Origin of the sequence: Aquimarina sp. 2-A2, assembly GCF_045505135.1 — a bacterium.
In the GTDB taxonomy this organism is placed as follows: Bacteria; Bacteroidota; Bacteroidia; order Flavobacteriales; family Flavobacteriaceae; genus Aquimarina; species Aquimarina intermedia.
The window spans coordinates 429,868-442,882 of the sequence record NZ_JBJKFI010000003.1 but is presented as its reverse complement, the minus strand read 5'-3'; the positions used below and the strand labels follow the sequence as shown (position 1 = coordinate 442,882).

Here is a 13,015-nt window from a genome sequence, read left to right as displayed (position 1 = left end):
ATGAATCACCTTCCTCAATTAGGTTTATATATTGAGCGTATCCACCCTACCCCTCTAACAGACGCTTCATATTAACGTTTTCATAATTACGTCTTACAAAATCTAAGGCAACTTTTAAGATATCCCCCATAGTGTCACAACGTCTAAATTTAAGGTCTAAGGTGAAATTATAAAGAAACTCCCGTAACTCTCTGATATTTTCTTGAGTACTAATTTCATCTTTACACATGCAATCAATTAAGATATTTGATCTTGACTTAGAGTTTAGTAATCTTTTAGCAAGAATAGATCGCTCCTCCTTTTTATACTGTTCAATAGAGCTACTCTGAAGTTTTTGCATCACCAACTCGACCATAGCCAGATTCTCTTTAAAAAATTGAGGTTGATAGACTTTTAGCTTCCCCTCATAACACTGTTGATCAAAATCAATAGCACGGATTTTATATTCTACATGGTCAAAGTCGTGTGTTGGTATAATGACGTAGTTGTAGGATCGCATATCTCCAAGTAAACGCATTTGACAACGTTCATTGAATTTGACAAACTCTTTAGCTATTTGCGACTTCGCACGTTCACTAAGATCCGGCAAAAAATCTTTGATAAAAACGTCCCCAGGTATACCGGCAATATGCTCTTCGATCAAAGTATTTTTATACACCAAAAAGTTAATACGATTTGGCGAAAACATATGCTCTAATTCTAAACCGTAAATTCGAGAAGCATCGGCTTTTTTTACGTAGATATATGTATAGTTATCATTTAGTATATTTCTAATTTTGATACGAAAAGGCTTAGAATTTCCAAACGTACAGTAATCAATAGCATCAATATTCAAAAACTCGATAGCATCCTCATTACCATCTGAATGTAAAATGGTGTACACCTTTTTTAGACTTAACTCCATTTCTGTGCGCTCATGTTCTTCATAATATACCCGCACCCATAATGTATCTTCATCATGTGCATCGTAAACCACGATCGAACCAGAAAACCGCAACAAGTCATCATAAAATACCGGAATTTTGATTTTACGATTACAATCCTTCAAATAAGCCTCCAGTCGATCACTGATTGGATACGTCGGCTTTTTGTTTGACATCAATTTTTCTTCCATATCCTTAGTTCACGGTTTTATTGTACAAGATATAGTTATTCTAACAAAGCTACAATGAGCAGCTCAAGATTATACTCAAAACACGCTACAGCGCATTTCATTTAAGTGGAATATGTAACAAAATTCCAAGTAAATCGTCTAATTAAAACAACCACCAAAATTTTATCTATTGGAAACCATTCTCACCATACATAACCTAACCAAAAAATTTGGTCCTATTACTGCAGTAAGTGATTTGTCCTTCACCATAAAAAAAGGAAATGTATATGGAATTTTAGGCCCCAACGGTAGTGGTAAATCTACCACTTTGGGAATTGTATTGAACGTAGTTAATCCAACTTCAGGATCCTTTACATGGTTTGATGGTAATGCTACGACCCATGAAGCATTAAAAAAAGTTGGCGCCATTATAGAACGCCCTAATTTTTATCCTTATATGACTGCTGCTCAAAATCTGGCACTGGTTTGCTCCATAAAAGAAGTTGACAAAAGTAAAATAGATGAAAAATTAAAGGTTGTTGGGCTTTTAGATCGTCGTGATAGTAAATTCAATACATTTTCACTAGGTATGAAACAGCGACTTGCTATAGCTTCAGCGCTGTTGAATGATCCCGAAATTCTTATTCTCGATGAGCCAACCAATGGGTTAGATCCTCAAGGTATTCATCAAATACGAGAAATTATCAAAAGTATAGCCGCTAGAGGAACCACAATTTTACTAGCATCACATCTGTTAGATGAAGTTGAAAAAGTATGTTCTCATGTAGTGATAATTCGCAAGGGTAAGAAGTTGTATTCCGGTCCGGTAGATGAACTACACGTTAGTTTTGGGTATTTCGAACTGAAAAGCAGCAACCACGAGATGTTAAAATCGTGGCTAGTCAAAAAAGGCATTTTCAGTGCGATAAAAGAGGAAAATGACAAACTAATTGCCACACTCAAAGTAACCATGTCTTCTGAACAACTTAATCAGGAATTATTCGCTGATGGAATCATTCTTACCCATCTCGTACAACGTAAGGAAAGTCTGGAAGATCAGTTTTTACAATTAACAAACGCCACTACTTAAGCTATGCTACGATTATTACATATTGAATTTCAAAAACTACGGTATAACAAAGCTGCAAAAGTTATTACCATTACATATTTTGTGCTTATTACTTTTATCGCTTTAATTGCATCCATTGAGTTCGACTTTGGAGCCATTCATTTTAGAATTGCTGATCAGGGTATATTCAATTTCCCCTATATCTGGCATTTTAATACCTATGTTGCTTCTTGGGCAAAATTATTTTTGGCTATAATAATAGTCTCCATGATGGCCAATGAATATAGTCATCGGACCTTAAAACAAAATTTGATAGATGGCTTAAGTAAAAAAGAATTCATAGCATCCAAGTTTTTAACGGTGGTAGTTTTTGCAATAATTTCAACCATTTTTGTCTTCATTGTATCCCTCATTCTTGGCTTAACATTCTCGGATTATACGGAGTTTTCAATACTCATCAGAGACCTCATATATATTCCCGCCTATTTTGTAAAACTCTTAGCTTTTTTCAGTTTTTGTATGTTTCTTGGAATTTTGGTCAAACGATCTGCATTCGCGCTTGGATTTTTATTTATCTGGTGGATTATTGAAAATATTAGCTATGCTGTGCTGAAGTTCAAAATTTTTAGAGATAGCAATATCGCAGAGCAGATTGTACAATTTTTTCCTTTGGAGGCGATGTCTAACCTCATTCGGGAACCTTTTAGCAGATTAAATTTCATACAATCGGCAGCAGATCAATTAGGGGCTGGATTTCAAAAAGATTATGACATTCATATGTCTCAGATATTAATTGTGTTAATTTGGTCTATAGTTTTTGTTAATCTCTCCTACCTAATATTGAAGAAAAGAGATTTGTAATATCTTTGAGTGTTAGGGCTTAACACATGTTGAAAACACTCATATTTACAATTATTTTCTCGGATTTTTTAGTGTCCTTTTCAGTAACGACTGACGCATGTTATCTATACGAAAATCAGTATGCTACGCATGAAATTCGCCTTGAACAATGTGATTCAGACGGCTACACCACCTTTGATCTCACAAAAGCTGATACGCTGTTAGTACCTAAAGAAGATAGTAGAAATTTTACAATCAACTATTATAGAACACAAGAGGATGCAATCAATAACCAGCAGCCTATTCTAACATATCAGAATACCATTGAAGGAGCTCAGGGAAATGAACAACTATATGCACGTATTACTAATCGTACCACACATGAGATTCATTATCATACTATTGCGCTATACGTAAATTATCCTCCCGACATTGTCAGTGAGAGTATAGAGATTCTTTGTGATAATATTGGTACGCTTCTATTAGATGCAGGATTTAATACAGTTATAAACAACTCCGATTATGACTTTTTATGGTCCACAGAATCGACAGCCTCAGAGATACATGTCACAACACCGGGACTATACTCGGTATTAGTTACAAACAAAGCAACAGGATGTTCAGCCTATCGGGAAATTGAAGTCGTATCTTCGGGTCCGGCCAAAACAATTCAAGTTGATATCGATACTCGCAATGTGAGAATAACGGTAGAGGGGGCAGGAGTCTATGAATTTGCTATCGAAACTGGCGGCATTTTAAGTTCTTATCAGGAAAGCAACGTTTTTTCCAAATTATCAACCGGCGCACATACTGTCTATATAAAAGATAGCAATGGTTGTTTACCAATACGGACTAAAGAAATTTTAATCATAGATATACCGGAATTTTTTACACCTAATGGAGATGGCATTAATGATAGCTGGCAAGTAGATGGACTAGGTGCTGACGATATGAAAAATGCATTGATATACATTTTTGACAAATACGGAAAACTGATAAAACAGGTTGTCATTGATGGCCGTGGTTGGGACGGAACCTATAATGGGAACCCGTTGCCAAAGAGTCAATATTGGTACCTTATAGAATTTAGTAACAAAAAAATTAAAGGAAGTTTCACATTATTGCGCTAGCCGTATCTTGTGCTTTACTTATCTTAGTATCAAAAAAGAAAGAACATTTATGAAATTTCAGATAGCATCAGATTTTGAACCCACCGGAGACCAACCTTCTGCAATAAAACAACTATCTGATGGCTTATTGGCAGGTGAAAGGCATCAAACCTTATTAGGAGTTACCGGTTCAGGAAAAACGTTTACTGCTGCTAATGTAATTGAGACTGTACAAAAACCAACTTTAGTACTGGCCCATAATAAAACCTTGGCTGCACAATTGTTTTCAGAATTTAAACAATTTTTTCCTAATAATGCGGTGGAATATTTTGTTTCGTACTACGATTACTACCAACCCGAAGCCTACATACCGACTTCAGGAACTTTTATAGAAAAGGATTTATCGATTAATGAGGAAATTGAAAAACTTAGATTGAGTACCACCTCCTCCCTATTATCAGGAAGACGGGATGTATTAGTCGTAGCGTCTGTATCTTGTATTTACGGGATCGGAAATCCGGTAGAATTTCAGAAAAATGTGATATCCATTCAAAAAGGGCAATTTGTATCAAGAACGGCCTTACTTCATAGATTGGTACAAAGCTTATATTCCCGAACTGAAGCAGAATTTAAAAACGGTACCTTTAGAATAAAAGGTGATACTGTAGATGTTTTCCCAGGATATGCTGATGATCCTTTTAGAATACACTTTTTTGGAGATGAAATCGAAGAAATTGAAGCCTTTGATGCGCAGACTAATGAAATTCTAGAAAAATATGACCGCCTCAATATTTATCCCGCTAATATGTTTGTTACCTCCCCTGATGTTCTAAACGGTGCTATTAAGCAAATTAGTCTAGATTTGGGTAAACAGGTAGAATACTTTAAAGAAATAGGAAAACCCTTGGAAGCAAAACGTTTAGAAGAACGTACTAATTTTGACCTGGAAATGATACGTGAACTTGGTTATTGTTCAGGTATAGAAAACTATTCAAGATACCTGGATGGAAGACTACCCGGAACACGACCTTTCTGCCTGTTGGATTATTTTCCTGATGATTACCTGATGCTTGTTGATGAGAGTCATGTTACCATTCCGCAAGTACACGCGATGTATGGAGGAGATCGCTCCCGAAAAGAGAATTTAGTTGAATACGGATTTAGATTACCGGCAGCGATGGACAATCGACCTTTAAAGTTCGAAGAGTTTGAAGCTTTGCAGAATCAAATAATTTATATTAGTGCTACTCCGGCAGACTATGAACTACAAAAGAGTGAAGGCACCTATGTAGAACAAGTTATACGTCCTACAGGACTCCTAGATCCTATTATTGAGGTACGACCCAGTCTTAATCAAATAGATGACTTGATCGAAGAAATGCATAAGCGCATTGAAAAGGACGAGCGTATCTTGGTCACAACCTTGACAAAGCGAATGGCTGAAGAGCTGACCAAATACCTTACTCGAATCAACATTCGATGTCGTTACATCCACAGTGATGTGGATACTCTTGAGCGCGTCGAAATTATGCAGGACTTAAGAAAAGGAATATTTGATGTATTGATTGGGGTTAATTTACTTAGAGAAGGGCTGGATTTGCCTGAAGTTTCACTAGTAGCTATACTAGATGCAGACAAAGAAGGGTTTTTGAGAAATAATAGATCTCTAACACAAACTGTTGGTCGTGCTGCCCGGCACGTCAATGGGAAAGCCATTATGTATGCAGACAAAATTACAGAAAGTATGCAGAAAACAATTGATCAAACTCAGTACAGAAGAGCTAAACAGATACAATATAACACCGAACATGGTTTGACACCAACTGCCATTAAAAAGAATATTGACAGTGCGCTGGCCGGTAAAAAGGTGGAACCCTATAAGTTTGAAAACGCACCAACACTTCAAGCAGCCGAAGAAGAGACTGCGTATTATAGTAAAGAGCAACTAGAGACAAGAATTCGAAACGTACGCAAAGAAATGGAAAAGGCTGCCAAAGAACTGGACTTTATGACTGCTGCCAGATTACGGGATGAAATCAAAATGATGAAAGAGAAAATAGAAAGTATTTAATTCATATGGTATGACCGTAATTATATGGAGCTTTTTGCGCATTACTCTAGCTTGATAATTTTGTATTTTTAGCACGAGAAAAAAGTTAATAGCCAGCTATATGTTGCCCCCTATTATCAGCTGTATATTCTATTACGCCTAGCGGTAGGTAATATTTTCCCATTTTTATACTTAACCTATATACACGTATAAATATAATTTATGTGTTGCTTATGACAGAAAAATTACCCTACAAAACCCTATTTGAAGTTAGTCAGGATTTAATTGTAATTGCAAATATTGATGGCTATTTCAAAAAATTGAATCCTCGGTGGATGACTACCTTGGGCTATACCGAAAAAGAGATGCTCGGTAGACCTTTCATTAATTTTGTGCATCCAGAGGATCGTTTAAAAACCGATGAAGTTGCTCAAAAACAAAAAGAAGGTCTTACTGTGTCAAAATTCGAAAATCGATATTTGACTAAAAACGGCGATATAATTTATCTGGAATGGAACGCTACAATTGTAGATGAAACCGGAGATATTTTTGCAATAGCAAGGAACCAAACTGAATTAAAAGAACAGGAGCTTAAACTCCAGGAAGCTGAAAAAGTTTTAAAACTAAAGAACCAGCAATTTCAAGATTTATTTAACTTAAGTCAGGATTTAATTGTTATTGCCCATACGGATGGGTACTTTAAAAAGGTTAATCCGCAATGGATTGAAAAATTTGGGTTTACAGAAAATGAAGTGCTTTCTACTCCTTTTGTAGATTTCATACATCCCGACGATCGATCTAAAACAGCACACATGGTACAAGAGCAGCTCAACGGAGTAACAGCTATGCATTTTCATAATAGGTATCTAACTAAAGATGGTGATGCTTTACATCTAGAATGGAATGCTACCTCTGTAGATGCAACAGGTTTAATATTTGCTATTGCAAGAGATCAAACAGAATCAATCGATCAGAAAAAAGCGTTAACAGCCTCAATAACAGAATTGTCGGCCAAAAATAGTCAGCTACAAGATTTTGCTTATATAGCTTCGCATAATCTAAGGTCTCCTGTTGCAAACATTTTTATTTTGGCCAAATTTCTTATTGATAGTAATCTCGATAAAGAGCAATACAAATTTGCAAATTTAATTCACGACTCGACTGAGGCGCTTAATAATACACTTGAGGATTTACTTCATGTTGTTCAGATAAATAAAACCACCGATGCCTCCACAGAGCGAATATCATTGAAAGAAGTATGCAACAACGTACTAAAACAATTGCAAGGCTCAGTACTCTCAAATAAAGCAGAGGTTTTTACAGATTTTAACGATGTTGATGATATAGAATATTCTGAAGGGTATTTGCATAGTATTTTTCAAAATCTAATTTCAAATGCTATTAAATACAGGTCTCCAGATCGTTCGCCGATTATACAAATTAAATCTAAGAAGAACGAAAGTTCAGTAGAATTGACTTTTGAAGATAATGGTATAGGAATTGATTTAAATCGGCACCAATCAAAGATTTTCGGTTTTAGAAAAACGTTTCACAACCATCCAGAAGCAAGAGGCTTTGGGCTGTACATTACGAAATCACAAGTTGAAGCTTTGAACGGAGAAATATCTGTACTTAGCGAGCCAAATAAAGGCACAAAATTTATCATTAAAATAGCTTCTTAACTAACATGAAAGGAAAAAATTTATCACTATGCCTTGTAGATGATGATATTATTCATCAGTTTATTATAAAAAAGCTTGTGCAGCAGTTGCATCAGCAAGAACGTCTACTCATCTTTTCAAACGGAGAAGAAGCAATCAATTTTATCAAATCTGTTAGCAATGGCGTAGTCAGACTACCGGATCTTATTTTATTAGACCTTAATATGCCTATCATGGATGGATGGCAATTTATGGACGAATTTAATTCTATTGCTCCCGATCTTAAAAAGGATATTAAAATCTATATATTATCATCTTCCGACAATCCTGATGATATAGAACGCGCCAAAGAATACGAGCGCATCTCTGATTATTTAATAAAACCAATAAATGAACAGCAACTAAAAGAATTATTGGAAACCTTTTAAAAAAAATACGCCCTTATAAACAAGGGCGTACATTGTAATGAATGTGATTACATAGTGCGATTAATTACTTAATTTCAATTAAACGCTTAGGTTGCACTTTTGCTTCTTCTCTTTTTGGGAGTACCGCTCGCAAAATACCATCTTCATAAGTTGCTGCAATTTCCCCCGTATTGATCGTATCCGGTAAATTAAAGGATCTTTTAAAGTCACTATACATAAATTCTCTTCTTGTAAACTTAGGACTTCCCTCATTTTCTTCATTTTCGGTTTCAGCTTTTGAAGAAATAGTTAGTTTATCATTATCCAATTCAATATTAAAATTTTCTTTTTTCAAACCGGGAGCCGCAAGCTGCACCACAAATTCATCATCATTTTCGATTACATTTACCGCCGGAACATTAAAACCTATTCGACTTTGATTCGTTGTTCCTCCTAGCCAATCAGTGTTAAAGAAATCTTCTAATAACAAAGGCATTCTGTCTGTTCTCTTTACTAAACTCATAACGTATATTTTTAATAATTAATTTTAAACTTTGATATGTGTTAAGCAAATTGAGTTCCATAATAGAAATTAAGACATAATGGCATATTTATATATTTTAATACTGACTTTATGTCAATATTTGTACTATTCAGCATTTTTAGGATTAACAAAATCAAATAAACCATTAACTCATTCCGTACAACTTTATATATTGCCTATATTTTATTAAACTTATGTTAATATTTTTAGTAGCTTTATGAGCTAACGAAAAACCATTCCCACGCCCCAAATGGAAGAAGAATATAAAGCCTTATTTGAGATTAGTCAGGATTTGTTATGCATTGCAAACGTCAATGGCTTTTTTAAAAAAGTTAACAAACAATGGTCGAAAAAACTCGGATATACAGTTGAAACATTGACTTCTCAACCTTTTTCAAATTTTATACATCAGGACGACCTACAAAAAACTGCTAATGAAGTCACCAAGTTAAAAGAGGGAAAACCCTCTACCCTGTTTGAAAACAGATATCGCAAAGCCGATGGTTCCTATATTTGGCTGGAATGGAGCGCTACATTCTTTCAGAAAACTGGCGATTTATTTGCAATTGCCCGAGACATTACTGAATTTAAAGAGGACAAGAATGAATTAGAGACTTTGGTTAGAGAGTTAAGTAAGCGTAACCGTCAGCTAGAGGATTTTGCCTATATCATTTCACATAATCTAAGATCACCAGTATCCAATATCATGATGCTTTCTGATTTTTTAAAACAAAATAATCCTGCTCCGTCACAGTTAGAATACATCGATTTACTAGAAAATTCTTCATTAACACTTAATGAAACCTTACGTCAATTAGTTAGGACTGTTCAGATAAACAGAAAAGTAAATATTAAAAAACAACATGTTGATCTAAGTCAAACACTTGAAAGTACAAAGAGACATCTCAATCAAATGATCACTGATAATAATGCTCATATTATTGCTGATTTTACTCAAGTACCAACTATAAAATACAGCAGAACCTATCTGGAAAATATTTTTTACAATTTGGTTTCAAATGCTATTCGTTACCGTAAGCCAGACATTAATCCTGTTATTACTATAACGTCCGAACGCACGGGAGCTAAAACTAAACTGCATTTTACCGATAATGGTCTCGGCATTGATTTAGAACGCTATGGTCATAAAATCTTTGGTCTTAAAAACACTTTTCATGACCACCCGGACTCAAAAGGATTTGGGCTGTTTATTACAAAATCTCAAATAAATGCTTTGGGGGGCGCCATAACTGTCGAAAGCAAAGAACTTAAAGGCACAACATTTACAATAGATATTTAATCAGTCGGCGATTTTTAGTTATAAAATCTAGTGAAAATAGCCATTAATTCTTGAGGAGGGATTACCTTATTCGGGTACTTATGCATCTCTTTCAGGACAGCATCCATGGCTTCCATGCGCAAGCCCATTTTAAAGCCGATTTGTTTTATACGATAAATCTCCTCTTTGCTAGCCGTATTATCCACATTCATAAGAAGGGTTAGGCGATGAAACTGCAGTATTCTTTGAGACTCCGGAGTTAGCACTTTGCTATCTACTTTTTGAGATGAAACTTGATCAACTTCATCTTTGGTAATACCAAGTTGAGAAGCTACAGCCAAAATAAAATCATATTCAATAGGTTTCAATTCTCCATCCACTTTTGCAAAGTGTATCATTTCTGATAACAAACTTAGTTTTTCCTCCTTTTTATACATATTTTTTATTCTGATTTTAATTTGACCCACCCTTGCTTACTCAAAGTGATTCTCTTTTTTAAAGTTTAAAAATAGTTATCTTTGTGACATGGGATTAACAAATAACGACATTTTTAAAAAATTAAGAGTTGCTCATAAGCTGAGGGACGATGATATAGTAAAAATTTGCACTTTGGTAGATTTTAAAGTGACAAAAAGTGAGTTGGGTGCTTTTTTCAGAAATGAGAATCATCCCAAGTATATGGAGTGTGGAGATCAGATATTACGCAATTTTTTAAACGGTCTTATTATACACTTAAGAGGTCCTATGCCTGAAAAGGGTGCCAACACCCCTACAAAGCCATCTAAAAAAACCAATACATTGTAAAACATACTATTATTTTATAAAAAAATCGTCTGGATTCTAGAATCCAGACGATTTTTTTATACGGTTGAAATATACACTAATTATCCAATAACAGCTTGTACTTTGTCAGCAGCTTCTTGAAACTCTACTGCACTTTGCACATCTAACCCACTATTATCAATTAATTCTTTAGCTATATCAGCGTTTGTTCCTTGTAATCGTACAATGATAGGCACTTTGATTGCATCCCCCATGTTCTTATAGGCATCAACAACCCCCTGAGCAACACGGTCACATCTTACAATACCTCCAAAGATATTAATCAAAATAGCTTTTACATTCTCATCTTTTAAGATCAATCTAAATGCTTCCTCCACACGTTTAGCATCTGCTGTACCACCAACATCAAGGAAGTTAGCCGGTTCTCCACCTGCCTGCTTAATTAAATCCATGGTTGCCATTGCCAGTCCTGCTCCATTCACCATACATCCGACATTTCCGTCAAGGTCAACATAATTAAGACCAACTTCTTTAGCCTCTACTTCAATTGGATTCTCTTCACGTATATCACGCATTTCAACATAATCCTTATGTCTGTAAAGTGCGTTCTCATCCAACGTAACTTTGGCATCTACTGCCATAATTTTACTATCACTGGTTTTCAACACCGGGTTGATTTCAAAAAGTGAAGAGTCAGATTCTACATACGCTTTATAAAGATTGGCAACAAATTTTGTCATTTCTTTAAAAGCCGTACCGCTTAACCCTAAATTGAAGGCTATACGACGCGCTTGAAAAGGCAATAAACCAACAGTCGGATCGATTTCTTCAGTAAAAATCAAATGTGGTGTTTCTTCTGCAACTGTTTCTATATCCATACCTCCTTCGGTAGAATACATGATCATATTACGTCCGGAAGTTCTATTAAGTAGTACTGACATGTAGTACTCATCAGGCTCACTATCCCCAGGATAATACACATCTTCTGCAACTAATACCTGATGTACTTTTTTTCCTTCAGCCGAAGTTTGTGGTGTAACCAGATTCATTCCAATAATCTGTCCTGCAATCTCTTCTACCTCTTTTAAGTTTTTGGCTAGTTTCACACCACCACCTTTACCACGTCCACCTGCATGTACTTGAGCCTTAATTACGTGCCATCCTGTACCGGTTTCTTCTGTTAGCTGTTTTGCTGCATCAACTGCTTCTTTTGCATTATGTGCAACTATACCACGCTGAATGCGTACACCAAAGCTGCTTAATATTTGTTTACCCTGATACTCGTGTAAATTCATAGTTTTATTTTTTGCCTTTATAATAGGAGTCCAAAAATATGAAAAGTGAGGTAACTGTGCCAATCTTTTACAGTAAAAAACTGATCTAGTACACCTGACGTAGGCTTAAAGGTTTTAAAGCTAACCAAAACGCGCAATTTGAAAGTATACATTACGAGATCCCAATCAATTCATAGCTAGTTTACATTTCGAAATCTTCAAAATCCAGTGGATCAAAATTTTTAAAATGCCCATTCATCTGAATGACAGCTTTCGTTCTATTCATCTCTCTGATGACAGGAATAGTAACCTTTAAATGCTTTAAAATATACCGCAAACGGTCCATCTCACTACGGATCGTTAATAATTGATATTCCTGTTCAATAGATAAGCCGACTTTATGCGCTACTTGATAGCTGACAAGGGGATAATTAAATACCGGGGGCTTATCAATAGTCAGTTCAAAATATAGATTCGCAATACTTTGAAGAACTTCTTCCTGAAGGTCCTGAGTCGTATTGTCGTTATCCTGCTGAAAACTAACCTCTCCGCCTGCGTACATTTTGTCGGTTAGTTTTTTGTAAAATTTTTCAATTTTAAAAACACGTTGTCCTATACAGACTATATCTATTTTACCATCATCATAGGTCGTTTTAATCAACTCTAGTTCCACCTCGGTGCCGTAAGCCCTAACCTTATCAATAAATGCCGGTATCCCAAAGGTAAGTTTATCCTTGTGCACATCCTGAATAAGCGCTTTATATCTTGGTTCAAAAATATGAAGTGGTATGCGTTCACCGGGAAAAACAACAAGAGGTAATGGAAACAAAGGTAATCTCATTTTTATTTTAAAAGTACTAATTCTCGGTCCTTAAAGTATATAAACGAGCGTTAAAATAAAATTAA

General features: G+C 35.4%; 13 protein-coding genes. 8 read left to right on the top strand and 5 right to left on the bottom strand.

Going from position 1 to position 13,015, the window contains the following annotated elements; all coding sequences use genetic code 11:
* Positions 1-46: 46 nt before the first annotated feature.
* Positions 47-1,114: a hypothetical protein gene (locus tag ACJRPK_RS10410; protein ID WP_407139839.1), complete on the bottom strand. Its 1,068-nt coding sequence runs from the start codon at positions 1,112-1,114 to the stop codon at positions 47-49.
* A 169-nt stretch (positions 1,115-1,283) separates the two neighbouring features.
* Here ACJRPK_RS10410 and ACJRPK_RS10405 point away from each other — a divergent pair, with 169 nt between their 5' ends.
* From ACJRPK_RS10405 to ACJRPK_RS10380, 6 genes are all read left to right on the top strand, one after another.
* Positions 1,284-2,183, top strand: coding sequence for an ABC transporter ATP-binding protein (locus ACJRPK_RS10405; protein WP_407139838.1), 900 nt, complete (start codon positions 1,284-1,286; stop codon positions 2,181-2,183).
* Positions 2,184-2,186: 3 nt separating this feature from the next.
* Positions 2,187-3,023, top strand: a complete 837-nt coding sequence (locus tag ACJRPK_RS10400) for an ABC transporter permease (RefSeq protein ID WP_148783669.1) — start codon at positions 2,187-2,189, stop codon at positions 3,021-3,023.
* 26 nt (positions 3,024-3,049) lie between these two features.
* Complete coding sequence (locus ACJRPK_RS10395) at positions 3,050-4,132, top strand: T9SS type B sorting domain-containing protein (RefSeq protein ID WP_407139837.1); 1,083 nt, start codon at positions 3,050-3,052, stop codon at positions 4,130-4,132.
* Positions 4,133-4,181: 49 nt separating this feature from the next.
* Entirely contained in the window at positions 4,182-6,182 is a 2,001-nt protein-coding gene (uvrB, locus tag ACJRPK_RS10390) for an excinuclease ABC subunit UvrB (protein WP_407139836.1), read from the top strand.
* 212 nt (positions 6,183-6,394) lie between these two features.
* Entirely contained in the window at positions 6,395-7,843 is a 1,449-nt protein-coding gene (locus ACJRPK_RS10385) for a PAS domain S-box protein (protein ID WP_407139835.1), read from the top strand.
* A 5-nt stretch (positions 7,844-7,848) separates the two neighbouring features.
* Positions 7,849-8,250 (top strand): response regulator, encoded by a 402-nt coding sequence (locus tag ACJRPK_RS10380; protein WP_407139834.1) that lies wholly within the window; start codon positions 7,849-7,851, stop codon positions 8,248-8,250.
* Between the two features lie 64 nt (positions 8,251-8,314).
* Here ACJRPK_RS10380 and ACJRPK_RS10375 read toward each other — a convergent pair whose 3' ends face one another.
* Positions 8,315-8,752 carry an Hsp20/alpha crystallin family protein gene (locus tag ACJRPK_RS10375; RefSeq protein WP_407139833.1) on the bottom strand — a complete coding sequence of 146 codons (438 nt, stop codon included), beginning with the start codon at positions 8,750-8,752 and terminating at the stop codon, positions 8,315-8,317.
* Between the two features lie 271 nt (positions 8,753-9,023).
* Between ACJRPK_RS10375 and ACJRPK_RS10370 the strand changes: the two genes are divergently transcribed.
* Positions 9,024-10,073 carry a PAS domain S-box protein gene (locus tag ACJRPK_RS10370; RefSeq protein WP_407139832.1) on the top strand — a complete coding sequence of 350 codons (1,050 nt, stop codon included), beginning with the start codon at positions 9,024-9,026 and terminating at the stop codon, positions 10,071-10,073.
* Between the two features lie 14 nt (positions 10,074-10,087).
* Here the strand turns inward: ACJRPK_RS10370 and ACJRPK_RS10365 are convergent, their stop codons facing one another.
* On the bottom strand, positions 10,088-10,489 hold the full coding sequence (locus ACJRPK_RS10365; protein WP_407139831.1) for a TerB family tellurite resistance protein: 402 nt from the start codon (positions 10,487-10,489) through the stop codon (positions 10,088-10,090).
* Positions 10,490-10,577: 88 nt separating this feature from the next.
* On the opposite strand from ACJRPK_RS10365, the gene ACJRPK_RS10360 reads away from it, so the two are divergent.
* Complete coding sequence (locus ACJRPK_RS10360; protein WP_148783661.1) at positions 10,578-10,856, top strand: DUF1456 family protein; 279 nt, start codon at positions 10,578-10,580, stop codon at positions 10,854-10,856.
* An 80-nt stretch (positions 10,857-10,936) separates the two neighbouring features.
* Here the strand turns inward: ACJRPK_RS10360 and sucC are convergent, their stop codons facing one another.
* Together sucC and ACJRPK_RS10350 are read right to left on the bottom strand one after the other, a co-directional pair.
* Complete coding sequence (gene sucC / locus ACJRPK_RS10355) at positions 10,937-12,130, bottom strand: ADP-forming succinate--CoA ligase subunit beta (RefSeq protein ID WP_148783660.1); 1,194 nt, start codon at positions 12,128-12,130, stop codon at positions 10,937-10,939.
* Positions 12,131-12,311: 181 nt separating this feature from the next.
* Positions 12,312-12,950 carry an LON peptidase substrate-binding domain-containing protein gene (locus ACJRPK_RS10350; RefSeq protein ID WP_407139830.1) on the bottom strand — a complete coding sequence of 213 codons (639 nt, stop codon included), beginning with the start codon at positions 12,948-12,950 and terminating at the stop codon, positions 12,312-12,314.
* Between the last annotated feature and the right edge of the window lie 65 nt (positions 12,951-13,015).